At 53.4% G+C, this 24,723-nt stretch carries 18 protein-coding genes; 17 read left to right on the top strand and 1 reads right to left on the bottom strand.

Annotated elements, in window-relative coordinates; translation table 11 throughout:
* Positions 1 to 3 precede the first annotated feature (3 nt).
* The 17 genes from C8C92_RS00310 (at position 4) to C8C92_RS00225 (ending at position 22,208) form a co-directional block, all read left to right on the top strand.
* Positions 4 to 1,185 carry a serine hydrolase domain-containing protein gene (locus C8C92_RS00310; RefSeq protein ID WP_207780956.1) on the top strand — a complete coding sequence of 394 codons (1,182 nt, stop codon included), beginning with the start codon at positions 4 to 6 and terminating at the stop codon, positions 1,183 to 1,185.
* Positions 1,182 to 2,345 carry an MFS transporter gene (locus C8C92_RS00305; protein ID WP_116742721.1) on the top strand — a complete coding sequence of 388 codons (1,164 nt, stop codon included), beginning with the start codon at positions 1,182 to 1,184 and terminating at the stop codon, positions 2,343 to 2,345. Before C8C92_RS00310 ends, C8C92_RS00305 begins: the two co-directional genes overlap by 4 nt.
* Before the next feature lie 354 nt (positions 2,346 to 2,699).
* Positions 2,700 to 3,983 carry a nucleotide sugar dehydrogenase gene (locus C8C92_RS00300; protein WP_099761694.1) on the top strand — a complete coding sequence of 428 codons (1,284 nt, stop codon included), beginning with the start codon at positions 2,700 to 2,702 and terminating at the stop codon, positions 3,981 to 3,983.
* Between the two features lie 9 nt (positions 3,984 to 3,992).
* Positions 3,993 to 5,033: an NAD-dependent epimerase/dehydratase family protein gene (locus tag C8C92_RS00295; protein ID WP_116742720.1), complete on the top strand. Its 1,041-nt coding sequence runs from the start codon at positions 3,993 to 3,995 to the stop codon at positions 5,031 to 5,033.
* A 500-nt stretch (positions 5,034 to 5,533) separates the two neighbouring features.
* Positions 5,534 to 7,456, top strand: a complete 1,923-nt coding sequence (locus C8C92_RS00290) for an SLBB domain-containing protein (protein ID WP_207780955.1) — start codon at positions 5,534 to 5,536, stop codon at positions 7,454 to 7,456.
* A 54-nt stretch (positions 7,457 to 7,510) separates the two neighbouring features.
* Positions 7,511 to 8,752: a Wzz/FepE/Etk N-terminal domain-containing protein gene (locus C8C92_RS00285; protein ID WP_116742718.1), complete on the top strand. Its 1,242-nt coding sequence runs from the start codon at positions 7,511 to 7,513 to the stop codon at positions 8,750 to 8,752.
* A 111-nt stretch (positions 8,753 to 8,863) separates the two neighbouring features.
* Entirely contained in the window at positions 8,864 to 9,982 is a 1,119-nt protein-coding gene (locus C8C92_RS00280; protein WP_116742717.1) for a DegT/DnrJ/EryC1/StrS family aminotransferase, read from the top strand.
* A complete protein-coding gene (locus C8C92_RS00275) occupies positions 9,979 to 10,677 on the top strand; it encodes a WbqC family protein (RefSeq protein WP_116742716.1) in 699 nt (232 codons plus the stop codon). Before C8C92_RS00280 ends, C8C92_RS00275 begins: the two co-directional genes overlap by 4 nt.
* The gene (locus C8C92_RS00270; RefSeq protein ID WP_116742715.1) at positions 10,677 to 11,660 is read left to right on the top strand and encodes a hypothetical protein; all 984 of its coding nucleotides are present in this window, start codon (positions 10,677 to 10,679) and stop codon (positions 11,658 to 11,660) included. The genes C8C92_RS00275 and C8C92_RS00270 overlap by 1 nt, the downstream gene beginning before the upstream one ends.
* Before the next feature lie 12 nt (positions 11,661 to 11,672).
* Positions 11,673 to 12,233, top strand: coding sequence for a GNAT family protein (locus C8C92_RS00265; RefSeq protein ID WP_116742714.1), 561 nt, complete (start codon positions 11,673 to 11,675; stop codon positions 12,231 to 12,233).
* A gap of 135 nt (positions 12,234 to 12,368) precedes the next feature.
* Positions 12,369 to 13,883 carry an oligosaccharide flippase family protein gene (locus C8C92_RS00260; protein ID WP_116742713.1) on the top strand — a complete coding sequence of 505 codons (1,515 nt, stop codon included), beginning with the start codon at positions 12,369 to 12,371 and terminating at the stop codon, positions 13,881 to 13,883.
* Between the two features lie 199 nt (positions 13,884 to 14,082).
* Positions 14,083 to 14,982, top strand: a complete 900-nt coding sequence (locus C8C92_RS00255) for a glycosyltransferase (RefSeq protein ID WP_116742712.1) — start codon at positions 14,083 to 14,085, stop codon at positions 14,980 to 14,982.
* A 1,256-nt stretch (positions 14,983 to 16,238) separates the two neighbouring features.
* Positions 16,239 to 17,378, top strand: coding sequence for a glycosyltransferase (locus tag C8C92_RS00245; RefSeq protein WP_116742710.1), 1,140 nt, complete (start codon positions 16,239 to 16,241; stop codon positions 17,376 to 17,378).
* Positions 17,378 to 19,342, top strand: coding sequence for an asparagine synthase (glutamine-hydrolyzing) (gene asnB, locus C8C92_RS00240; RefSeq protein WP_099761723.1), 1,965 nt, complete (start codon positions 17,378 to 17,380; stop codon positions 19,340 to 19,342). The genes C8C92_RS00245 and asnB overlap by 1 nt, the downstream gene beginning before the upstream one ends.
* Before the next feature lie 99 nt (positions 19,343 to 19,441).
* Positions 19,442 to 20,698 (top strand): glycosyltransferase family 4 protein, encoded by a 1,257-nt coding sequence (locus tag C8C92_RS00235; RefSeq protein WP_116742709.1) that lies wholly within the window; start codon positions 19,442 to 19,444, stop codon positions 20,696 to 20,698.
* Positions 20,698 to 21,651, top strand: coding sequence for an SDR family oxidoreductase (locus C8C92_RS00230; protein ID WP_099761729.1), 954 nt, complete (start codon positions 20,698 to 20,700; stop codon positions 21,649 to 21,651). The genes C8C92_RS00235 and C8C92_RS00230 overlap by 1 nt, the downstream gene beginning before the upstream one ends.
* Positions 21,648 to 22,208 carry a sugar transferase gene (locus C8C92_RS00225; protein WP_099761731.1) on the top strand — a complete coding sequence of 187 codons (561 nt, stop codon included), beginning with the start codon at positions 21,648 to 21,650 and terminating at the stop codon, positions 22,206 to 22,208. The genes C8C92_RS00230 and C8C92_RS00225 overlap by 4 nt, the downstream gene beginning before the upstream one ends.
* A 279-nt stretch (positions 22,209 to 22,487) precedes the next feature.
* Here the strand turns inward: C8C92_RS00225 and C8C92_RS00220 are convergent, their stop codons facing one another.
* Positions 22,488 to 24,380, bottom strand: a complete 1,893-nt coding sequence (locus tag C8C92_RS00220) for a nucleoside-diphosphate sugar epimerase/dehydratase (RefSeq protein ID WP_243420064.1) — start codon at positions 24,378 to 24,380, stop codon at positions 22,488 to 22,490.
* Positions 24,381 to 24,723 lie beyond the last annotated feature (343 nt).

Genomic DNA, 24,723 nt, shown 5'->3' with positions numbered 1-24,723 from the left:
GCCATGATGTACAACTTCTCTCCCGCGGCCTTGTCCGCCCGCATCGATCCCTTGCTCGATGCCGTCTTGCAGCAGCAGCGCCTGGTGGGCGCCGTGGTGCTGGTGTGCCAGCGTGGCCAGGAAATCTATCGCCGCGCTGCAGGCTACCTGGACCGCGAGGCGGGCACGCCCATGCGCGAGGATGCCGTCTTTCGCCTGGCCTCCGTCAGCAAACCCATCGTTTCCACGGCCGCGCTGGCGCTGGTGGGGCAGCATCGCCTGGGCCTCGACGATCTGGTGGCGCGCTGGCTGCCGTATTTCACGCCGTGCCAGCCGGACGGCGCCGTGGCGGCCATCACCGTGCGGCATTTGCTTACGCACACGGCAGGGCTCGACTATGGCTTTTTCCAGCCGCCGGGCGGCGCGTATGCGCAGGCGGGCGTGTCCGACGGCATGGATGCGTCCCGTATTTCCCTGGCAGACAATCTGCGCCGCCTGGCCACCGTGCCGCTGGCGTATGCGCCGGGCACGCGCTGGGCGTATTCGATCGCCACCGACGTGCTGGGCGCGGTGATCGAAGCGGTGACTGGTTTGCCGCTGGCGCACGCCGTGGCACTGCTGGTGACGGCGCCGCTGGCCATGCGCGACACGGGTTTTATCAGCACGCAGCCGGCGCGCCTAGCCGTCGCGTATGCGGACCGCGCAGCGGGAGAGGCCCGGCCGCGGCGTTTGCTGGAAGTGGGGGAAGACCATCTGCCGTTTCTCGACGGCATGGCAGGGTTTGTGTTATCCCCGGCACGCGCCCGCGATGCGCACGCTTATCCGTCCGGCGGCGCCGGCATGCTCGGTTCCGCGCCTGACTTCATGCGCTTGCTGGAAACCCTGCGCCTGGGCGGCGCACCGCTGTTGCCGCCTGCGCTGGCACGCCAGTTGGGAGAAAATCAGACTGCTGCGTTCGACTTGCCGTTCTGGCCCGGCCGTGGCTTCGGCCTGGGTTTTACCGTGTTGACCGATCCGCAAATGGCCGCCACGCCGGAAGCGGCGGGCACGTGGCGCATGGGCGGCACGTATGGCCACTCGTGGTTTGTCGACCCGGCACGCGAACTGTCGGTGGTGGCGTTCACGAATACGGCGCTGGAAGGCATGGCGGGGCCGTTTGTCACGCAACTGTGCCAGGCAGTGTATGGCGTGGGGCAAGGGCAATGAGGCCCATCGTCTTCCTCGCGCTGGGCCTGTTCGGCGTGTATTGCATCGAGTTTGGCGTGGTCGGCATCTTGCCGATGATTATGCAGCGCTTTGGCGTGACGGCGGCGCAGGCGGGCTCATTGGTGAGCCTGTTCGCACTGGTGATCGCCGTGGGCGGTCCCTTCCTCGTGCTGCTGGCCACGCGCTGGCGCCGCAAACCGGTGCTGATCGTCTCCCTGCTGGTGTTCGCGCTGGCCAGCGTGGCCTCGGCGTATGCACCGCGCTTCGGGTGGCTGCTGGCGTTGCGCGTGGTGCCGGCCCTGTTCCACCCCGTGTATTTCTCGCTGGCCATGGTGGCCGCCGCCGCCCTGTATCCGCCGCAGCAAGCGGCGCGGGCCGGCGCGCATGCGTTCACGGGCACCAGCATGGGCATGGTGCTGGGCATTCCGCTCACCACCTGGATCGCCGCGCAGTCTGGCTATGAGGCATCGTTCCTCGCTTGCGCGCTGGTCAATGCGCTGGCGGCACTGGGGCTATACCTGTTTCTGCCGGACACGCCGCAGGAGGCGCCAATGGCGTATGGCCGCCAGCTGGCTGTGCTGCGCAAACCCGCTCTGTGGTTCACCATTGCCGCTGCCGTGTTTGTCTTTGCCGCCATGTTTGCCGTGTATGCATATGCGGCCGCGTACCTGCAGCAGGTGGCGGGCTTGTCGGCGCGCCAGACGGGGCTGGCGCTGGTGCTGTTTGGCGCAGGTGGCGTGGCCGGTAATCTGTTCGCGGGGCGCCAGCTGGGCACGCATGTGCTGCGCACGGTGGTGTTGCAGCCCGTGCTGCTGGGGCTGGCGTACTGGTTGCTGTACCAGTTTGCGGGCGGCGATATTGGCTGGGCGGCACTGGCCGTCCTGCTGCTGTTCTGGGGCGCCGCGCATACGAGCGGCCTGATAGTGGTGTGGCTCAGCAGCGAAGCGCGCGAGGCGCCTGCGTTCGCCATCGGCGTGTATATCGCCGCCATCAACCTGGGCGTGACCGTTGGGGCCGTGGCGGGCGGCATGGCGATTGCACGCTATGGCATGCAGGGCGTGATCGCCAGCGGCTTGCTGCTGGCCGTGCTGGCGTTGTTGCTCATTGTGCTCAAGGCGTGGCGCTACCGCAGCCACGCAGCTGGCGTGATGGCGGGGTAGAGGACATAGCAGATTGACATTGGCCTTGCCAGCTTGGATGGCGATGGCGGGAGGGCTGGCCTGGCTGTCATTTGTAGGGTATGGCGATGCGAATGCTGGTGCCGCTGATTTGTCTCAGTTGCACCACGGAAATTAAATAAGTTGGATCGAGGTCCATAGTGTCGCCTCACAATAGGCGAGCACGGGACAGGCGCACGACTGCAGAATGGTTATGAATTCTGCTATAGTCTCGGATGTTGTCCGGTACTAACGCTCATTTATACCGGACGGGCTCCTCTTTCGCTGGTCGCCATTTCGCTGTGCGGTGATGCCTAATTAGCCTCCATGTTTCCTTCAATATCGCCTTATATATCCATGCAAAATCGTAAAATTTCAGTAGTTGGCCTTGGCTATGTTGGTTTGCCTGTCGCCGTAGCGTTTGGTCGCAAGATGCGCACCATAGGATTCGATATCAACGAAACGCGGCTAACGGAGTTGCGCGCTGGTCATGATCGCACCAATGAAGTTACCGGTGCCGACCTGGGTGATTCCGATATCCTGTTTACTTCCAGTACTGTGGAACTGGCGCAGGCCGATTTCCATATCGTTGCCGTTCCTACGCCTGTGGACGATGCGCACCAGCCGGATCTGACCCCCGTGGAGCGCGCTTCGGAAACGGTAGGCAAGGCGCTCAAGCACGGTGACATCGTGGTCTACGAGTCGACGGTGTATCCTGGCGTGACCGAAGATGTGTGCGTGCCCATCCTGGAACGCGTATCGGGTTTGAAGTGCGGCGTGGATTTCACCGTCGGCTACAGCCCGGAGCGCATCAATCCAGGTGACAAGGAACATACTTTCACGAAAATTATGAAAGTGGTTTCCGGCCAAGACCAGGCCACCCTCGATATCGTTGCCGACGTGTACGCGTCGGTGGTGACGGCAGGCGTCTACAAGGCCGCCAGCATCAAGGTGGCCGAGGCGGCCAAGGTGATCGAAAACACGCAGCGTGACTTGAACATCGCATTGATGAACGAGCTGTCGCTGATCTTCGAACGCATGGGCATCGACACCAACAGCGTGCTCGAGGCAGCTGGCACCAAGTGGAATTTCCTGAAATTCAAGCCGGGTCTGGTGGGCGGCCATTGCATCGGCGTCGACCCTTACTATCTGACGCACAAGGCTGAAAAGCTTGGCTACCATTCGCAAGTCATTCTTGCCGGACGCCGCATCAACGATGGCATGGGTGCCTACATCGGCCAGCAGACGATCAAGCAGCTGATCCGTGCCGGCCACAACGTTGCGCAAGCCACGGTGACCGTGTTTGGCCTGACCTTCAAGGAAAACTGCCCGGATTTGCGCAACTCGAAGGTCATCGATGTGATCCGCGAACTGCAATCGTTCGGCGTGACGGTGCAAGTGACCGATCCTGAGGCGGATTCGGCCGAAGCGGAACATGAATATGGCATCAGCCTGACGCCGTTGGCGCAGCTGAAACCGGCCCACGCAGCCGTATTGGCTGTGGCGCATCATGAATACGCAGCCTGGAGCGTGACGCAATTCCAGCAGGTGCTGGCAGACGGTGCAGTAGTGATCGACGTCAAGGGCATTTGCAAGCCGGCCGAGTTCGAAAGCGCCGGCATTCCCCTGTGGCGACTGTGAAAGAGATTAATGCAAGCATATGAACAAATCTGCGCCGAGCTGCGCAACCAACCCAAGACCTGGCTGATTACCGGCGTAGCCGGCTTTATTGGCTCGAACCTGCTAGAGGCATTGCTGAAGCTGGGGCAGAACGTGGTGGGCCTGGATAATTTTGAAACCGGCCACCGTCATAATTTTGACCGCGTGCAGGCACTGCTGACGCCGGAGCAATGGCAACGTTTTCGTTTCCACGAAGGCGATATCCGTGAATTGGCTGATTGCGCACGCGCGGTCGATGGTGTCGATTACGTCTTGCACGAAGCGGCACTGGGCAGCGTGCCCCGTTCGCTCGAAAATCCGATTCGCACCAATGACACGAATATCTCCGGTTTCCTGAACATGCTGGTGGCGAGCCGCGACGCCAAGGTCAGCCGTTTCGTTTTCGCCGCCTCCAGTTCCACCTACGGCGACCATCCTGGCCTGCCAAAGATCGAAGACCGTATCGGCAAGCCGCTGTCGCCGTACGCAGTGACCAAGTACGTCAATGAGTTGTATGCGGACGTGTTCGGCCGCTGCTATGGCCTGGAAACGATAGGATTGCGCTACTTTAACGTGTTTGGCCCGCGTCAGGACCCGGAAGGCGCGTATGCGGCCGTAATACCCAAGTGGTATGGCGCCTTGTTGCGTTCCGAGCCGATCTACGTGAATGGCGACGGTGAGACGAGCCGCGATTTCTGCTTTATCGCCAATGTCGTCCAGGCCAACATCCTGGCCGCGACGAGCACCAATCCGGAAGCCGTCAATCAGATCTACAACCTGGCCTTGGGTGACCGCACCACGCTTAACGAGCTGTTCGCATTGATACGCGAACGCGTGGCGCGCAGCATGCCTTCGGCGGCGCAGGCAGAAGTCGTGTACCGCGCCTTCCGCGACGGCGACGTGCGTCATTCGCAGGCTGACATCAGCAAGATTTCCACGCTGCTCGGTTATGTGCCGACGCACCGGGTAGCCGAGGGTCTGGACGAAGCCACCGCATATTATGTCGATTCGATAACGACATCGAAGAACTGATTCAATAGCAAGACTGGAAGACTGCCACAGAAAGTCGCCCAGGCGGCATTTGTAGGCGCCTTGGTTTTTTGTCATGCGCGAGCGAGCTTCAGCGTTGTCTGCGCCACCACTGTTACAAAAGTCGGTGGCGCATGGCGCTTTCCCCACGTCCATTTCACGAATCCTTCTGGTATCCTTGGACTGTCGCTTTTCGGCATCGGACTGTGGCGCAGCGTTGGCGCCGCTGATAATGTGTCTGCCAGTCACCAATCCTGGCGCTGCTGTGCAATGAGTCCCTGAATGATTTCATCCGAGTAAAGTGGTTGCCCATGTAGGTGATCAGTCGCTACGTCACCTGGCCCGGCCGCGGCATCGTGGATGAGCGAATGCTGGCTGTTTGACAGCATGGCGCGGCACGATGTGCGTCCCGTGCCATGTTGGGTATCCTGAGGCATGGAGAAAGTCGGCCGCGCGCGGCAAAAAATTGTGAATGCAGTGGTGCGGATATATTCGGGCACCAATTGAATCAACCTTATCACACAAAAAAGACCAGCATGAAAATGTACTGTAACGTAGCAAAGCCGATCCTCAAGCAACTGATCCTTTCATCGTGCCTGTTTGCTGTGGCGTCGACATCGGCTTGGGCCCAGAGTAACGCACTGGGGGGGCGCGGTGCCAATGCCGCGAATACCGAGCCATCCGGTACCATGCCCCTGCCTAGCCTGACAGGCAACGACACGCGGCAGGCGCAAGCTCCCTTGCTGACGCGACCAGGCAAGACCAGCAGCGATGTGAAGCCGTCGTTCGAGGCCTATGCTGAAACGGTCACTGGCAAGAACCTGAATATCTTTGGCAAGGACTTGTTCAGCGATGTGCCTTCCACCTTTGCACCGTTTGATGGCGCGCAAGTGAACTCGGATTATGTGGTCGGCGCTGGCGACGAATTGCAGATACGCGGCTGGGGTATGGTCGATATCGACATCAGCGCTACGGTCAACCGCAGCGGAGAGATCTATATCCCTCGCGTTGGCGCGGTCAAGGTCAGCGGCGTGGCATACCGCGACCTGCAGGGACACTTGAAAAAAGCAGTGAGCAAAATGTTCAACAATTTTGACCTGACAGTCAGCATTTCGCAGACGCGGGCCGTGCAAATCTATGTCGTCGGCCATGCCATGCGCCCTGGCACATACACACTGGGCGCCATGAGCACCTTGCTGAACGCCTTGTTCACATCGGGCGGACCGAATGCCGCCGGTACGATGCGCAACATCCAGGTCAAGCGCGGCTCCAAAACGGTGACAACGTTCGACTTGTACGATGTACTGGTCAAAGGCGACAAGAGCCACGACATCGCCCTGCAGGATGGCGATGTGATCTATATTCCGGAAGTCGGCCCTCTGGTGGCACTATCCGGCAATGTCAAGAAGCAAGCCATCTTCGAATTGAAGGGCAGCACTTCACTGGCCGATATCGTCGGCTGGGCGGGCGGTGTCGATTCCGCAGCGGAAGCAAAACGCATTCTGATCGAAAAAAACGTCGATAACAATTACCAGACCGTCGTGGATATCACGGCCGAGTCGGAAAACATCAGCAGCCGCCTGGCGGGCATACCGGTGAAGGCAACCGACATCCTGCGCATCTTTGCTCCTGGTGCGGTACCGGTGCAGATACAGATTCAAAACGAATATGTGCGCGTGTCTGGCGAAGTCAAGCAAAGCGGCGTGTTCCAGCTGAAGAAAGGCGAAACGCTCCGGGAACTGGTGACCCGTCTTGGCGGCACCACCGATAACGGTTATATCTACGCGATGACGCTGAACCGTGAATCCGTGCGGCGCCTGCAGCAGGCAAAGCTGGACGAGGCGGCAGATCGCTTCGAGCGTGACCTGGAGTCGAATGCAACGCAACGTATCGGCAGTTCCAACGACAAGGATAATGCCGCCAAGATCGCCGTCGAATCGGAACAGCAGCGCAGCATTGCAAGGCGCTTGCGTGCGATCAAGGCCGAAGGGCGGATCGTGCTGGAGTTGCAAAATGGTAATGCACAAGTGAAAGACTTGCCGGACCTGCCTTTGCAGGACGGTGACAGTGTCTTCATTCCGCGCCGTCCGCATACGATCGATGTCATTGGTTCGGTGTTCCAGCAAAATGCTTTTGTGTATCGTCCGAGCCGCACCGTGAGCGACTATCTTGAGCTTGCCGGCGGTCCGACCGTGACGGCGGACAAGTCTGAAATGTATGTGATTCGTGCAGACGGCACGGCCCAAAGCGGCCGCAGCAGTGGTTGGTTCAGTGGCGTAGGCGGCAATCTCGTCAACGCAGGTGATACCGTCGTTGTGCCGGAGAAAATCGAGCGCAGTTCGTTTACGCAGAGCTTCAAGGAATGGACGACGATCTTTTACCAGTTTGGCCTGGGAGCTGCCGGACTTAAGGTGCTGAAAAACTAAATGGCCTTCATGGTATGAGAGTACCGAGCCCGAAACCGATTGAAAGTAAAGACGATGTCTGAACAACAGCGCAGCAATAGTCAAGCAAATGATGCCGCAAGCATGGATGATCAAATCCACCCTCTGGACCTGTTAATTGTATTGGTCAGCAGAAAAAAAATGATCATAGGCATGGCAATAGGGACTGGTTTGGTAGCAATGGCCGTCAGTCTGATGATCCCGCCTACTTTCACCAGTACAGCGAAAATTATGCCGCCGCAACAGCAGCAGAGTTCCGGGATGTCCGCCATGCTGGGTCAGCTTGGCGGGTTGGCAGGTACGGCTGGAAGTCTGGCAGGGATTAAGAATCCGAATGATTTATATGTGGGGTTGCTGGAAAGCCGCACTATTGCTGATAAATTGATTGAACGTTTCAAACTTAAGTCGCGCTATGAAAAAGCGACAATGGATGACACCCGCAATACGTTAAGTGGCTTCAGTAATATTGCAAATGGCAAAAAAGATGGTTTGATATCTATCAGTGTAGAAGATTCAGATCCGAAAATTGCTGCTGAAATGGCAAATGCCTATGTTGAAGAATTAGCGAAGCTTACGCAAACGATGGCAATCACCGAGTCATCGCAACGTCGTCTATTTTTCGAAAAGCAACTTAAGGATGCAAAAGAGCAGTTGGCCAAAGCTGAAATTGCCCTGCGTGCCACTCAGGAAAAAACTGGGCTTATCCAGTTGGATGGACAAGTGCAGGCTATCATCGGTAATGTCGCCCAATTGAAGGGTGCTATTGCGGCTAAAGAGATACAGTTGAATGCAATGCGTACCTTCGCTGCGCCACAAAACCCGGAACTGTTACGCTCTCAGGAAGAGTTACGTGGCATGCAAGTGCAGTTATCTAAACTGGAACGTAGTCGAACTGGAAATGGCGATCTGATGGTACCTACCGGCAGCATTCCTGAGGTTGGCGTCGAGTACGTGCGCAGTTTGCGCGATGTGAAATACTATGAAACGGTATTTGAATTATTGGCCAAGCAGTTTGAATTGGCGAAAATAGATGAAGCCAAGGATTCGTCGCTGATCCAAGTATTGGATGAGGCAATTCCGGCTGAACGTAAGTCTGCACCGCTACGCGGATTGATTACCTTGATAGCGGTGGCCGTGGGTGGAGTATTGGGAATAGTGATGGCATTTGCCAGTGCAATATACACGGAATCTCGCCGGAGTTCGGAAAGTAGGGAGCGTTGGGAAAAATTATCGTCAGTATGGAAAAATTCTACACGCAAAGGCAAAGTTGGAAATTGAGTGTTGGAAAAATTTAATACATGATAATGCGACAGCTGGTACTTAGCAGCGTGTAAAGACCCAGATTAGATTACCTGCATCTTTTTTTGATTTGATTTGATTTGGAGTATTATGAGCAATACCAAACCCATTTACGTCACCCAACCGTATTTACCTCCCCTGGACGAGTTCCTGCCATACCTGGAAAAAATATGGGATAGCAAGGTATTGACGAATGGCGGTCCATTTCACCAGCAGCTGGAAAAGGCGCTGTGCGCTTACCTGGGCGTAGAACATCTCGCGCTGTTTTCCAACGGTACCATTGCCTTGATTACCGCCTTGCAGGCGCTGCGGATCACGGGCGAGGTGATTACCACCCCGTATTCCTTCGTCGCGACCGCCCACTCCCTGCTGTGGAACGGCATCAAGCCGGTGTTTGTGGACATCGATCCTGATACGCTCAACCTCGATCCCAAAAAAATCGAGGCGGCCATCACGCCACAAACCACCGCCATCATGCCCGTGCATTGCTATGGCCACCCATGTGACGTGGATGCGATCCAGAAAATTGCCGACAATTACAATTTGCGCGTCATTTACGACGCGGCGCATGCCTTCGGGGTACAAAACAAGGGCGGCAGCATTCTGCGCTGCGGCGACCTATCCGTGCTCAGTTTCCATGCCACCAAGGTATTTAATACCTTCGAAGGCGGCGCCATCATTTGCCCGGATGCGAAGACGAAATTGCGCATCGACCAGTTGAAGAACTTTGGTTTTGTCGACGAACTGACGGTCGTGGCGCCTGGCATCAATGGCAAGATGAGCGAGATCAATGCGGCCTTCGGCGTATTGCAGCTGCAACATGTCGACCATGCCCTGGCTCGGCGCCGCGAGATCGACGAGACCTACCGCGCCCTGTTGCGCGATGTCAAAGGCATCAGTTGCGTGCAGGATGCCGGCGAAGTGGTAGCCAACTATTCCTATTTCCCGATTTTAATCGATGCCGACTATCCTTTGAGCCGCGATGGCCTGTATGACCGCCTCAAGGAACATGCCGTGTTTGCCCGCCGCTATTTCTACCCGCTCATCACTGATTTCCCGATGTACCGCGGCTTGCCGTCCGCGCACCGCGACAATATTCCCGTTGCCACGGCGGCGGCGCAAAAGGTGTTGTGCCTGCCGATTTATCCTGAGTTGACGGCTGAGCAACAACGGAAGATCGTGGACCTCGTCGTGGCGCCAACCGCATGAAGCTGGCAATCATGCAGCCCTATCTGTTTCCATACATAGGGTATTTTCAGCTTGTTGCCGCGGTAGACAAATTTGTCTTTTACGATGACGTGAATTTTATCAAGAATGGCTGGATCAACCGGAACAGGCTGTTTCTGGCCGGCGAGGTACGCTACATCACGGTGCCCCTGGCCGGGGCCAGTCCTTTCCTTAAAATCAACCAGATAGCTGCGCAAGGCGGCGGCATCTGGCAGAAAAAAATGGCCGAATCCTTGCGCCATTCCTATCGAAAAGCTCCGTTTTTTGACGAAGTTAACGGCATTTTTTCCGAAGTTATTTTTTCGGATAATCTGAATATCGCCGAGATGGCCAAGAAGAGCGTTGTACTGATCGCCGATTACCTGCAATTGCAGACCGATTTTGTCATGTCGTCTGTCGAATATGAGAATGCGCATCTGCACAGCGCCGAGCGCGTCATTGATATTTGTGAAAAAGAGAAGGCGAAGCAATACTACAACCTGCCAGGTGGGCGGGACTTGTATGATGCGGCGGCATTTTCCAGCCATGGCATCGATCTGCATTTTCTCGATACAAAAATAGAACCCTATGCTCAGGGTTCTGCCGATTTCCACCCTGGTTTATCGATGCTGGATGTGCTGATGTTTAACGATCGCGCCGCAGCAAAGCAAATGCTAACTGGCAACTCGGTGATTTGATGAACAGCGCTATTGGCGGGTATTTTGAGCTGGAATTTCCCAAGGCTAAGCCATTCTTGTATCCGGCGGCTTATGAATTCCAGTCCGCGCGGGCGGCTTTCCTGGCTTTGTTACGGACGGGGAAACCATCCAGGGTCTACATGCCGCATTACATCTGCGATTCGATGGTTGCACCGCTTGAAAAAGCCGGAGTGGAATGCCTGTTCTATTCCATTGATGGCGAGTTCAACATCATCGGCGATGTCGAACTTGACGAAGCGGATTGGTTATTCTATGTGAATTATTTTGGCGTCTGTGAAAAAAATATAGATGGCTTGTTCCATCGCTACAACCCTCGCCAGCTCATCCTGGACCATTCGCAGGCATTTTATTCGCCTCCCCGCGATTGTCTGGCCACGATCTATTCTGCACGCAAGTTCTTTGGCGTGCCGGATGGCGGTTTACTGGTCACCGGGCTGCCAATTGCTGAGCCGCAGGAGAGCGATCAGGAATCGTTGTCACGTGCAATATCCGGCTTAACGCGTCTGGCGAAAACGCCGGAGGCTGGCTACGCAGACTACCAGAAGGCGGAACATTCGCTGGAACAGTGCGAGCCGCTAAAGATGTCGCAACTGACCCGGCGCATATTGCATGGTATCGATTTCGAAGCTGCAAAAATCAGGCGTAACGAAAATTTCGACTTCCTGCACAGGCACTTGGGCAGTCTGAATCAAATTGAATTGGATTTGCAGAACATGGATGGTCCGCTTTGCTATCCTTTTCTTGTCGATTCTGTAGAGTTACGGTCACATTTAATACGCGAGAGAGTCTTTGTGGCTACCTATTGGCCAGAGACGATAGCACGTGTCAGCAATAACAGTCATGAGTCGAAATTTGTGAAGAGTTTGCTGCCATTGCCATGTGATCAACGTTATGGTGTAGATGCAATGCTGCGTGTGGCGGAAATATGCCTGGATTTTCTTTCTCGAAAAAAATTACTATAGTTGGAGCCTAAGATGAATATTAATGGAAAAGTTGTTACCTTGCGCGCCCCTGAACTTGCGGATATTCCGCAGTTACATAAATGGAGTAATGATCCGGAAATTTGGAAAATGCTTGGTGGCTGGCATTTTCCTTTCTCGAGCCGCTCCACGGAGGAGTGGGTCCGTAGCCGGAAGGACAATAATCTTACCGATCATGTTTTTTGTATAGATACACCTGAACATGGTCTGATTGGAACTGCCAATATTGTAAATATTGACTGGAAAAATAAAACTGCATTTCATGGAATGATGATCGGCCAGGAAAATATTAGAGGCAAAGGTTATGCACTGGATGCTTTATTCTCTATCATGCGCTATGCCTTCATGGAACTGGGATTGAATCGCCTCGATGGGGATATGATTGCGTATAACGAAAGATCGATAAAATTCTATATCGAAAAAGGTGGTTGGAAACATGAAGGCGTACGTCGTGATTGGTTTTATAAAGACGGTACATATCATGACAAAGTTATTGTCGGTGTGACTAAAGATGATTATGCCGAAATTTTGGAGAAAAATAATTACTGGGGTTGATGTGTAAATATTTCTCTATGGAATTTATTTTTTATATGAAAAATCTTTATTTTATTGTTTTTCATAACGTAAGTGTTTTTTTTGTAGTCTAATATTAGAATATATAAATATCAATTCAAGTAATCGGAATTTAAAGTGTCATTAAAAAAGAATATTTTGGCAAATTATGTTAGCCAAATATATGTCACGCTGATAGGCATCGTGATGATTCCCATGTATTTACGTTACATGGGCGCGGAGGCTTATGGCCTGGTCGGTTTTTTCGCGATGCTACAAGTATGGTTTCAGCTACTTGATATGGGACTGACGCCAACTATGGCGCGGGCGACAGCGCGTTTTAATGGCGGTGCAAGTGATGCACTTACATTGTGTCGCTTGCTTCGTGCACTTGAGGGTATTTTTATTGGTATTGCTGTACTTGGTGCTGCAACTATGATTGCTGGATCAGGGGTGATTGCCAGTAGTTGGCTTAAGATTCAATCCTTGCCACTGGCTGAAGTACAGCATTCCATTATGCTAATTGCCTTGATCGTCGCACTTCGTTGGATGTGCGGCTTATACCGAGGTGTGATAACTGGCTTTGAACGCATAGTTTGGCTTAGTGGTTTAAATTTCGGAATATCAACTTTTAGGTTTGTTCTCGTTATTCCTTTCTTTATCTATGTTGGTTCAAGCCCGGTGCAGTTTTTTAGTTACCAATTGGCCGTTACTATTGCAGAGTTGTTGCTTCTGGTTCTTCAGACATATCGGCTATTACCTAAATTGGAGTCAAATCATCGGTTGCCATGGCAATGGGAGCCTTTGCGTGGAGTTCTCAAATTTTCCTTCAGTATTGCATTTACGAGTTCTGTTTGGATTTTTGTGACGCAAACTGATAAATTATTATTGTCAAAGTTATTGCCACTGTCTGAGTATTCCTATTTCACCTTAAGTGTTTTGGTTGCAGGAGGCGTCGGGGTAATAAGTGGGCCAATTAGCGCTGCACTTTCACCACGCTTGACTAAGTTATCTGCTGAAGGAAATGAGGCAGGTTTAATTAAGCTATACAGACAAGCTACTCAGCTGATATGCATTATTGCTGTCCCTGCAGCTTTGACATTAGCTTTTTTTGGATATGAAGTACTTTTGGCCTGGACGGGTGATGTCCTTGTCGCAAAAAAAGCGGCTCCAATTCTTTCATTTTATGCACTTGGAAATGGAATCTTGGCATTGGCGGCATTTCCATATTATCTACAGTTTGCAAAAGGCGATCTGAAATTGCACATGTACGGGAATTTACTTTTTGTCGTAGTTCTAATACCTTGCCTTATTTGGGCAACATTACAATATGGCGCTATCGGTGCTGGGTATGCGTGGGTAGTTTCAAATGCCACTTATTTTCTTATTTGGATTCCTAAAGTTCATAGGCGATTTGTCAAGGGATTGCATACTCGTTGGCTCTTTGAAGACGTGATAGCTATCGCCTTTCCAGTTGTAATCGTCTCTATATTAATACGTACATTTTTTGTCTGGCCTGAAGGTCGTCTTGAATTATTGGTCGGAATTTTAAGTGTCGGGGTGATATTTTTAATTGTCGCACTTATGGCATCGTCATTAGTCAGAAATACTATTCGCCAGAAGTGGCAAATTTTCTGTACAGTTAAAGGTTGAAATTGCAGTGATGTAATTTTGAGAGCGTGTTTTTTAACTAAGGTTAATTTCAATTTTTAATTAATAGGAAAGAAATTCTTATCATAGTTTATTTTAAGCTTTGACGAATGTTTCTAATTTTTTGCTATTTATTTATTTTGCGATTTAAATTGCAAAGTAATTAATATGGTAAAAGTATTATTTTTGTGAGGGGGAGAGTGTGGCTCCATTATTTAGTATAATTACATCGTGCTACAATAGTACAAATACATTGTGGGCGACTTATCAGAGTCTTTTAAATCAATCATATACCAATTTCGAATGGATACTTGTTGATGATGCGTCAACTGATGCGGGATTAACAAAACAGCTTATTGAAAGAATCGCTAAAGAAGCACCATTTAGGGTCGTAACACATTTTTTTGAAGATAATCATTTCGGCTCAAAATCTACTTTAATTGGATGTTCTATTGCTTCTGGAATTTATGTCGGATTATTAGATCATGATGACCAGTTGCCTTCCAATACTATGGAAAAGGCAGCAGCTTATATTGAAAAATATGGGAAATTTGAAGATATTGCAGGTATCTGCGGTAGATGTATTGATGAAAATGGAAAATTGATTGGGAGAAAATTTGATTCTGATCAGCTGGTTGCGAACGAGCCGGAGATTAGATTTAAGCAAGGAATCACTTGTGAGTTATTTCAGTTTTCGAAATTGGCAGTAATAAAGCCTTTTTTTGAATTAATGAAACCCGGATATACGAATGGATTTGTATGGGCAAATATTTCTGAAAAATTCAGGTACGTATATGTGAACGATATTTTTCGTGTATATGATACTGGCCTTGCAACTTCCTATTCGAATAATAGAAGTATGAAGATAAGTTATCCAGTAGCCAAGGCTGAGGCTATTAAGAAGGTAATGATGATATATTGGCCTTATTTTAAGTATAATCCGCTTTATGGTGCCAGAATCATTGCAAGTTATTTGAGGCACAATATCAATGCCGGGACTCGCTTTTCCCAGGCATTGTCAGAACTTAGTCCAGCACTCAAGGCTTGTTGTGTTTTTCTTTATCCCTTAGCCATAATGAAATCAAAGGGGTGGTTGAAGTGATAGCCTCCGCTCCGCAAGATTCGCATCTACGTAGGTCCGAAATTCGGATGTCGATGCATATATTTTTACTTATTATTATTGCGGTTGTTTTTATTATATTTTCTATAGCCTTTCCCATACAGGTTCAACCTGTTACGGACCTATATAATTATCAGCAATTTTGGTACAAATTGCAGACGCAAGGGCTATGGGAAAATATTATTGTTTATGAGCCAGGGTTTGTAATTTTTGCCAAATTTTCCAGTTTGTTTTTTTCGTTTTCTGGGTTTGTTTGGTTTATTAAATTTTTGGTTTTTTATTCATTTTTATTGTTTTGTATATCGTTAAATAAAGATGTTTTATTGGTTTTTTCTTTAGTTTTAATATTCTATATTTTTTTCCCTCCATTTGGTTCAGTTTCAGGAGTTGTTATTAGGCAGGGGGTAGCTACTGCCGTGGCATTTTTCTACTTGTCTTTTATTGATTTTAGGTTCGTAAAATTAGGGAATTTTATTTTTCTATCTTTCCTCGCCGCTTTTTTTCATTATTCTGCAATTTTCATAATATTCTCTGTTATTTTAATGTATGCCGTTAGGGGCCTGGGCGCATTCTATATGTGGTGCATATTGAATGTTCTTTATGTCTTCAATATTCCAGGCCTGATTGGTTCATTTTTTTACGAAAAGTCTGGATTGAATTTGGCTTCACTCGAGGTGTTGAATACTGACCCAAGTAATGACTATACTATTGGCTTCAAGCTTCCTTTTCTATTGGTTAGCATAGTATTTATAATATTGCCAATTGCTTTTAGTTTTTTTGGATTGTTGAAAATATCAATAAAGAGACTTTTGGTTCTTCCATTATTTCGATTTTATTTGATCTTGAATTCACTATGTATTCCGACTTCACTTTTGCCATATCATGATCGTTTTTTTATTTGGTCTTGGGTTTTCGGGCCTTCATTAATCATTTATGGTTTGAGTTTCTTTAAGTATAAAATTAAGATTTTTGATATTAAAAAATATATTCGCAGCCTTTGATGAATTTCCAATGGTTTTTAGGTTGTTAAATTTCTCGCCAGTTTTTGAAATTTATGCTGCAGAATATGCGCTATTTTTCGTTGTGCATAGGTAAGTCTTATAAAGTATTTTCGAATGAAATGTTTCATCTAGATAGTAATTTTTTGTCGTTCTTTTATGGGATCAAGTAGACAAGTTGTTAATTTTTGATGGTTGGTCGTCTTTAGAGTATTTACATATAATTTTTAATGTTTGGTAATGAAAATATTTCACATTATTGTAGGCCTAAACGTTGGTGGCGCAGAGCTAATGCTCAAACGTTTGGTTGAATCGCATTTTGGCAACAGTGGTTATGGTCACAGTATTATTTCGCTTACGACCCTTGGCACGGTTGGTGCTCAATTGAAAAAGTTGGGCTTTGATGTGTATTACTTGAACATGCGTTCCCTGTTCGATATACCTCGTATTATTTGGCAGTTGATGCGTATGATTAAGAATGATCGTCCAGATATTGTACAAACCTGGATGTATCATGCCGACCTGCTCGGCGGTATTGCTGCGCGCTTGGCGGGTAATAGAAACATTATCTGGGGGATACGAACCACCGACGTGCAGGCTGGCGGTTCACGCGCCACAACCCTGGTTAGAAAGGTGTGCGCCTGGCTATCCAGCAAGATTCCACACACCATCGTGTGTGCCGCCGATGCCTCGCGCCGTGCCCATATTACGGTTGGCTACGATGCCACGCGCATGACGGTGGTGCCGAATGGCTTTGATCTGACGCGACTGGTCGCCACGCCGGAGCAGCGTGTCGGATTGCGTCAGATGTGCGGCTTTGACGATACGCACGTTGTCGTTGGCACGCTGGGACGTTTCAATCCTGCCAAGGATCACGCTAATTTCGTGCGCGCTGCTGGCTTGGTGGCGCAGGACCACCCCGAGGTGCGCTTCCTGATGGTGGGCCGTGAACTCACCAGCGACAATGCTGTCCTGATGCACTGGATTCAGCAGACCGGCTGCGCAGATCGCTTTGTGTTGCTCGGTGAGCGCGCCGACGTGGCTGTCTGCCTGTCGGCAATGGATATATTTGGCCTGTCGTCCCGTACCGAAGGCTTCCCGAATGTCGTGGGCGAGGCCATGGCGATGGGCGTGCCCTGTGTCGTGACCGACGTGGGGGATGCGGCCATGCTGGTGGCGGATACCGGTGTTGTTGTTCCTAAGGAAGATTCTTCAGCCTTGGCACTTGGGCTGGGGCAGTTGCTGACGCTGGAAGCCGATGTTCTGCATGCGCAGGGACAGATGGCTAGGCAAAGAATTGTTGCAGAGTTTACAATAATGCGCGCCCGGGATCGTTTCGAGGCAGTCTATCAACGCGTTGCAAATGAAAGTATTCACTGATGTGTGGATTTGTAGGTTTCTTCGGCTCTCCTGTTTCTCACGATGGTGGCGTATATGTTCCCCTGCTTAAGCGCATGGCGGACACCATTGCCCTTCGCGGCCCGGATGATGAAGGCTATTGGAGCGATGCAGAGCAGGGTATCGGCCTCGGGCACCGTCGCCTGGCCATCGTCGACTTGTCGCCGGCCGGCCATCAGCCCATGCCGTCGGCCGCCGGCCGTTATGTGGTCGCTTTCAATGGCGAAATATACAACCATCTGTTGCTGCGCCAGGAGCTGGAAAAAAGTGGGGTGGCGCCAGCTTGGCGCGGCCATTCGGATACGGAAACCTTGCTGGCGGGCTTCGATGCCTGGGGCATCCGCGAAACGCTGGTGCGCGCCATCGGCATGTTCGCCATGGCGATATGGGACCGGCAGACTGCCACCTTGACCCTGGCGCGCGACCGCATCGGCGAAAAGCCGCTATATTACGGCTGGCAGGGGCAGGGTAGCGGCGCGGTCTTCATGTTTGGCTCCGAACTGAAGGCCTTGCGCGTGCATCCGGCGTTCGAAAACCGCGTCAACCGCGGCGCACTCTGTCTGCAGCTGCGGCACAACTATATTCCCGCGCCTTACTCGATTTATGAAGGTATCGCCAAACTGCCGCCAGGTTGCTTGCTGACAATATCATTGAAGCAACGTGAACCGCAGTTAAGTACGTATTGGTCCGGTGCCGGGATAGCCGAGGCTGGCGTCGCTGCGCCGTTCAAAGGTACGCCGGAGCAAGGTGTCGATGCGCTGGAAGTCTTGCTCAAGGATGCTATCCGGCAGCAAATGATGGCCGATGTGCCATTGGGCGCCTTTCTTTCCGGTGGTGTCGATTCGTCCACCGTAGTGGCACTGATGCAGGCGCAATCGGCGCGGCCAGTCAAGACTTTTACCATCGGCTTTCACGAGGCCGGCTACAACGAGGCTGAGCATGCAAAAGCGGTAGCCCGGCATCTGGGGACCGACCATACCGAACTGTATGTGACGGCAGAGCAAGCCATGGCCGTAATTCCACGGCTGCCGCAGTTGTATGACGAACCGTTTTCCGATTCGTCGCAGATTCCGACCTTCCTCGTCTCGCAACTGGCCAAGGAGCATGTGACGGTGGCCTTGTCCGGCGATGCCGGTGATGAGTTGCTGTGCGGCTATAACCGCTATCAGTTGACGAATAGACTGTGGGGCAAGCTTTCCGCCGCTCCTGTTCCATTGCGTCGCCTGGCGGCGAAGGGCTTGACGGCAGTGTCGCCGGCGGCCTGGAACAAGGTCGCCGGCGCGGTCCGTCGTGTCGTGCCTGGCGCCGTGCCATTCGCCAACGTCGGCGACAAGCTGCACAAGGGCGCCGGCGTATTGGCCAGCGCTTCTTGCGACGCGCTGTATTTGAACCTGGTATCGCATTGGCTCGACCCGGCGGCTGTCGTCATCGGCGGCAGCGAGCCGGCTACCCTGCTGACCGGCGCCGCGCCTTCTCTCGACGGCCTGGACCGGGTACAGCGCATGATGGCGCTCGATATGCTCAGCTATCTGCCGGACGATATCATGGCCAAGGTCGACCGCGCCGCGATGGGTGTTTCATTGGAAACGCGCGTACCGTTCCTCGACCATAGGGTGGTGGAGTTTGCCTGGAGCCTGCCGCAATCGATGAAGCTGCGCGATGGCCAGACCAAGTGGGCCTTGCGCGAGGTGTTGTACCGGCACGTGCCAAGGGCCTTGATCGAGCGGCCGAAAATGGGTTTTGGCGTACCAATCGGCAAGTGGCTGCGCGGTCCCTTGCGCGACTGGGCCGAGGCGTTGCTGGACGAGTCCCGGCTGCGTCGCGAGGGTTTTTTCGATCCCTTGCCAATTCGACAAAAATGGGCCGACCATCTGTCGGGGCAGCGCAATTGGGAAGCCCATCTGTGGGATGTGTTGATGTTCCAGGCCTGGCTGGAAGCGCAGTGAAAATGAATAGAGTATTGGCATTCAATGAATTGCCAGAAAGCATGCTGAAACCGTGTCGCCATAGGCGCAGACGGGACCGGCAGATTGATGGAATAGATAATGATAGATGAACAAGCGAAGCCCGCGTCTGCCGAGGGCGCCAGGAAATTTCTTGATGGGGATGGTACCTCGCCCCGTCAATCCGGGCAGGCGAGCCGGCAGGTGAAGGCGCCACATGCCGCGGCGCGGACCAAGCTGTTGTTTGTGGTGACCGAAGATTGGTATTTTGTTTCGCATCGACTGCCGCTCGCTGTCGCGGCCATTGCCGCCGGCATGGAGGTGTCGATCGCCACCAACGTCAGTAGCCATGCCGAGGTGATTCGCCAGGCTGGCATCAAGCTGTATCCGTGGAAACTGAATCGGGGTTCGACGGGCTTGCTGGCCGAGTTCAAGGCCCTGTGCGGCTTGTTGAAAATTTATTGGCAGGTGCGTCCGGATATCGTGCATCAGGTTGCCATCAAGCCCGTCCTCTACGGTAGCCTGCTGGCAAAATTGCTGCGCATTCCACGAGTCGTCAACGCGCTTGGCGGCATGGGGGCCATTTTCAGCGATACGTCAGGCAAGCGCGGCCGTTTGCGTGCCGGCGTCCTGGCAGGTTTCCGCTCCTTGTTGAACCGCCGAGGCAGTTTGCTGATCCTGCAAAATCCCGACGATTGTGAACTCATGGTCAATGGCGCGGCGATCGCGCGTGAGAATATCCGCCTGATCCGCGGCGCCGGCGTTGACGTGCGGGTATTTGACGTCGTGCCGGAGCCGGAGGGTACGCCGCTGGTAGTGCTACCGGCCCGTATGTTGACGGACAAGGGAGTCGTCGAGTTCGTCGAGGCCGCCAGGCTGCTCAAGGCGCAGGGCGTGCAGGCACGCTTTGCGCTGGTGGGTGGGACCGATGAATGCAATCCGGCCTCCGTGCCACCTGCCAGCTTGAAGGATTGGGTCGATAGCGGCACGGTGGAGTGGCATGGCCGTCGCGACGACATGCCTGCCGTATACCGCAGCGCTACCCTGGTGTGCCTGCCTTCGTACCGCGAGGGTTTGCCCAAGGCCTTGCTCGAGGCGGCCGCTTGCGGACGCGCAATTGTTGCCACCGACGTTCCCGGCTGCCGTGAAATCGTGCGCCATGGCGAAAATGGCTTGCTGGTCGAGGTGCGCGATGTTGCTGCATTGGCCAAGGCGATGGCGACATTGCTGTCCGATACCGCCACGCGCCAGGCCATGGGCGCGGCCGGTAGACAAATGGTATTACAGGAGTTTTCTGAGGAGAAGGTTGTGGCGGACACGCTGGAGATTTATCAGGAATTGATGATGGTGGCAGACTGATGGCAAAAGTATTGGTAACAGGGGCTGCTGGCTTTGTCGGCGTCGCTTTGTGCAAGGCGCTGCGCGCGCGCGGCGACGAGGTCATCGCTGCCGTGCGCAGCGGGGCGCAAGCGGGACAGATGAACGTGGGCGATATCGGTCCCGATACCGACTGGAGCACCGCGCTGCAGGGCTGTGATGCTGTCATCCATCTGGCCGCGCGCGTACACGTGATGGCGGACCGCGAGCAGGATCCCATGCGCGCGTATCGCAGCGTGAATGTCGATGCTACCCTGAATCTGGCGGCACAGGCGATGCGACACGGAGTCAGGCGCTTTGTCTTCGTCAGCAGCGTCAAAGTGAATGGCGAGGCGACCACGGACCGGCCGTTCAGCGCGGCCGATGTGCCCATGCCGTGCGACCCGTATGGCCAGTCGAAGCTGGAAGCCGAGCGCGGCCTGGCGGCTCTGGCGGCGACAGGTTGCCTGGAGGTGGCGATCGTGCGTCCTCCGCTGGTTTATGGGCCTGGCGTCAAGGCGAATTTCCTCAATTTGATGCGCCTGGTCGAACGGGGCTTGCCTTTGCCTTTTGGGCGGGTTCGCAATGCGCGCAGCATGGTCGCGCTGGATAACCTGGTGGACTTGCTCATTGTGTGTACGCACCACGCGCGTGCTCCAGGCGGTACATTCATGGTGTCTGACGGCGCGGATCTGGGGATCGCCGAGTTGGCCAAGATGATCGCTACGGCGATGGGCAAGACAGCGTTGCTGCTGCCCGTACCGCCGGCCTGGATGCGCCTCGGCGCTGCCTTGCTGGGCAAGCGCGCCGTGGCAGACCGTTTGCTTGACTCCTTGCAAGTCGACATCGGCGCGACGCAGGCAACTTTGGACTGGCATCCGCTTGTTAGCCAGCAGGCAGCCATTGCCGAAAGTGTCGCCTATTTCAAAGCCTTTGATCGTAGTGGTAAAAAATGAAACGTTTCTTGGATTTACTTTGTGTCGGCATGGCGATGCTGGTTTTCGCCGTGCCGTTTGCGCTTCTCGTCATCGTGGTGAAGCTGACTTCGAAGGGTCCCGCCCTGTATTGGTCAAACCGTGTCGGACGTAATAACGCGCTTTTTTCCATGCCCAAGTTGCGTACGATGCGTGTCGATACGCCTGTCGTGGCGACGCATCTGCTGAATGATCCCGATCAATTCCTGACGCCGGTCGGTGGTTTTCTGCGCAAGAGCAGCCTCGATGAATTGCCACAGCTATGGTGTATCCTGCGTGGCGACATGAGTGTCGTTGGACCAAGGCCGGCGCTGTATAACCAGCACGATTTGATCGCCCTGCGTACGGCCCAGGGCGTGCACAGCATTCCGCCCGGACTGACTGGCTGGGCCCAGGTCAATGGCCGTGATGAGTTGCCGCTGGACGTGAAGGTGCAACTCGACGCCTATTATTTGAAGCAGCGCTCGCTCTGGCTGGATATCAAAATTGTTTTCCTGACGGTCTTGAAAGTCGTACGCCGGGACGGTATCACCCATTGATCCAGCGCTAGGCGAATCTTGCCGGAGCGTCAGATAATCATGTTGTTAAGCCAATGCCGTTAAGCTACATAGGGCTGGGTTCTGTATTCCAGGACTCAGCCTTTTTCGTTTGCGAGCGACGCGTGCGGGACGCATGCCTGGATCATCGGCCGCTCCGTATCTGAACGCGTTCATACTATTGAAGCGCTGATGGCTTGCCATTGGCGCAAAAAAAACCCCAAACATGGTAGCCATGTCTGGGGTTCAGTGCACTACCAAGCACTCTCAGGTTTCACCCGCTTAGCTTGATATGGTCACGTTATTCCTGATCTTGATTTCGTCCACCTGAACCTGTTGCCAGATGGTATCGGCGATCTCCGATGCGGGCCGGTACTCGCTGACCATTTTCAGCAACTGGGCACGGATTGCCGCGTGGTCGAAGCGCTGGCAGGCGTCGTTGAGTTGCTTGAGCATGATGTCGAGGAAGGGCCAGTCGATTTCCGATTCCTGGGCGCGCATGATCAAGGGATGTTCGGTACCGGTTACGTTGTTTCCTATGAGTAATTCTTCGTACAGTTTTTCACCGGGACGCAGGCCGACATAGCGGATTTCGATCTTGCCGTCTGGCGTGGAAGGGCTGAGCACTTCCTGGCCACTCAGGTGCACCATGCGTACCGCCAGGTCGACGATGCGCACCGGTTCGCCCATGTCGAGCACGAAGACGTCGCCACCGGTGCCCATCGAGCCGGCTTGTAGCACCAGTTGTGCCGCCTCCGGAATGGTCATGAAGTAACGGGTGATATCCGGATGGGTCAGGGTAATCGGGCCGCCGCCGGCGATTTGCCTGCGGAACAGCGGCACCACGGAACCCGAGGAGCCAAGCACATTGCCGAAACGTACCATCGAGAAGCGCGTGCCGCCGCCCTGGCGGGCGAATGCCTGCAGCACCAGTTCGGCCAGGCGCTTGGTGGCGCCCATTACGTTGGTTGGGCGCACGGCCTTGTCGGTTGATACCAGGACGAAACACTTGACGCGGGCGGCAACGGCCGCCTTGGCCAGGCTGAGCGTGCCGAAGACATTGTTCTGGATGCCTTCGATGGGATTGTGTTCGACCAGCGGCACGTGCTTGTAGGCTGCCGCGTGGTACACCGTGTGGATCTCGAACGTGTGCATCAGGCGCTGGCATTTTTCCGTGTCGAGCACGGAACCGATGCAGGCGACCAGTTCGATGTCGAGTTCATGGCTGGCGCAGTAGCCGCGCAATTCCTGTTCGATTGTATACAGCGCATATTCTGAAATATCGAGCAATACCAGTCGCTTCGGATTCAGGGCAACGATCTGACGGCACAGTTCGGAGCCGATCGAGCCGCCGGCGCCGCTGACCAGGACGGCCTTGCCGTGGATGCATACCGATAAGAGCTTCGGATCGGGCGCGACCGGGTCGCGGCTGAGCAAGTCTTCGATTTCGATTTGGCGCACGTCTTCGACGCGGGCAATACCCTTGACCAGGCTGGTGATCGATGGCGTGACCTTGATCTTCAGTTGCAGGGTCGACAGGCGGTCGAGGATTTTGCGTTGCTCGCGACGCGAGATCGACGGTAGTGCCAGCAGCACGGTGCTGATGCGCATGCTTTTTGCCAATTGTTCAATCTGCTTCGCCGGATAGACCTTAATGCCGTGGATGGTGGTATTTTGCCGTTGTGCGGAATCATCGATAAAGATGACGGGCAGGTATTCGCTGCTTGGCTTCAAGGCATTGGCCAGCATGCTGCCTGCCTTGCCTGCGCCATAGATGGCAACGCGGGTCTTGTTGGAGCGCTCGCGCAAACCGACGAAATAGCCGCGCGCGGTATAGCGACTGGCCAGTACGTAGATGATGGAGGTGACCCAGTAGATCAGGAAAGGGGGCAGCGATAAATGCCCCGGCTGCAGGATATGTACGATGATGGCCAACATGAGTACCGACAGCGTGCTACCCAGCACCACTGTGGAAATGATCTTCTGGTCGATATAGCGCACTACGGCGCGGTACAGGCCCAGTTTGATAAAGATTGGCACGGCGGTGATGGCCGCGGCAAAAGCCGGCCATTTGTATTCGATGAGGAGTGCCATGCTCAGGCTGTCGAAATGCAGGAACAGCGCAAAGTAGAACATTATTGGCAGGCAGACGAGGTCGGCACCAGCCGCTATCATCTGTTTGTGCCGGCGGGATAACTTCAAAAATTTGTTTTTCATACGTCAAAGAATCCATTCTTTGCAAACAAAGCGGACACCAATCTGCTTATGGAAAGTTTGCTTCGCCGAACGTCGTTCGGATTGGCCCGGGAGAGGGCTTGATCAGGTACTGTCGCCATACTGCCGGGACGAGGCTGCTGGGTTGGCTTTCCTGTCCACTGGTCACCAAATTGGCTGGCAAACAGGTCGCCGAGTGGGATAAAGATTGCTGCCGATGGGGAACAAACGTCATGGTAACGCATTCGATGAGGAATTGATATCGCGCACGCTACGAATTCACCGCACTATTGCCTTAAAGTGC

This window comes from Janthinobacterium sp. 78, from assembly GCF_003096775.1.
GTDB classification, from domain to species: domain Bacteria; phylum Pseudomonadota; class Gammaproteobacteria; order Burkholderiales; family Burkholderiaceae_D; genus Janthinobacterium; species Janthinobacterium tructae.
Note: the sequence above shows the minus strand (reverse complement) of the source record. Positions and strands in the feature narration are given on the sequence as shown.

What these genes read in the sequence shown, in the direction of transcription:
- C8C92_RS00225 (WP_099761731.1), top strand. Translation starts at nt 21,648, where the DNA reads ATGAAACGTTTCTTGGATTTACTTTGTGTCGGCATGGCGATGCTGGTT.
- C8C92_RS00235 (WP_116742709.1), top strand. Translation starts at nt 19,442, where the DNA reads ATGATAGATGAACAAGCGAAGCCCGCGTCTGCCGAGGGCGCCAGGAAA.
- C8C92_RS00280 (WP_116742717.1), top strand. Translation starts at nt 8,864, where the DNA reads ATGAGCAATACCAAACCCATTTACGTCACCCAACCGTATTTACCTCCC.
- C8C92_RS00265 (WP_116742714.1), top strand. Translation starts at nt 11,673, where the DNA reads ATGAATATTAATGGAAAAGTTGTTACCTTGCGCGCCCCTGAACTTGCG.
- C8C92_RS00220 (WP_243420064.1), bottom strand. Translation starts at nt 24,380, where the DNA reads ATGATAGCGGCTGGTGCCGACCTCGTCTGCCTGCCAATAATGTTCTAC.
- C8C92_RS00275 (WP_116742716.1), top strand. Translation starts at nt 9,979, where the DNA reads ATGAAGCTGGCAATCATGCAGCCCTATCTGTTTCCATACATAGGGTAT.
- C8C92_RS00285 (WP_116742718.1), top strand. Translation starts at nt 7,511, where the DNA reads ATGTCTGAACAACAGCGCAGCAATAGTCAAGCAAATGATGCCGCAAGC.
- C8C92_RS00230 (WP_099761729.1), top strand. Translation starts at nt 20,698, where the DNA reads ATGGCAAAAGTATTGGTAACAGGGGCTGCTGGCTTTGTCGGCGTCGCT.
- C8C92_RS00295 (WP_116742720.1), top strand. Translation starts at nt 3,993, where the DNA reads ATGCAAGCATATGAACAAATCTGCGCCGAGCTGCGCAACCAACCCAAG.
- C8C92_RS00300 (WP_099761694.1), top strand. Translation starts at nt 2,700, where the DNA reads ATGCAAAATCGTAAAATTTCAGTAGTTGGCCTTGGCTATGTTGGTTTG.
- C8C92_RS00245 (WP_116742710.1), top strand. Translation starts at nt 16,239, where the DNA reads ATGAAAATATTTCACATTATTGTAGGCCTAAACGTTGGTGGCGCAGAG.
- C8C92_RS00270 (WP_116742715.1), top strand. Translation starts at nt 10,677, where the DNA reads ATGAACAGCGCTATTGGCGGGTATTTTGAGCTGGAATTTCCCAAGGCT.
- C8C92_RS00305 (WP_116742721.1), top strand. Translation starts at nt 1,182, where the DNA reads ATGAGGCCCATCGTCTTCCTCGCGCTGGGCCTGTTCGGCGTGTATTGC.
- C8C92_RS00310 (WP_207780956.1), top strand. Translation starts at nt 4, where the DNA reads ATGATGTACAACTTCTCTCCCGCGGCCTTGTCCGCCCGCATCGATCCC.
- asnB (WP_099761723.1), top strand. Translation starts at nt 17,378, where the DNA reads ATGTGTGGATTTGTAGGTTTCTTCGGCTCTCCTGTTTCTCACGATGGT.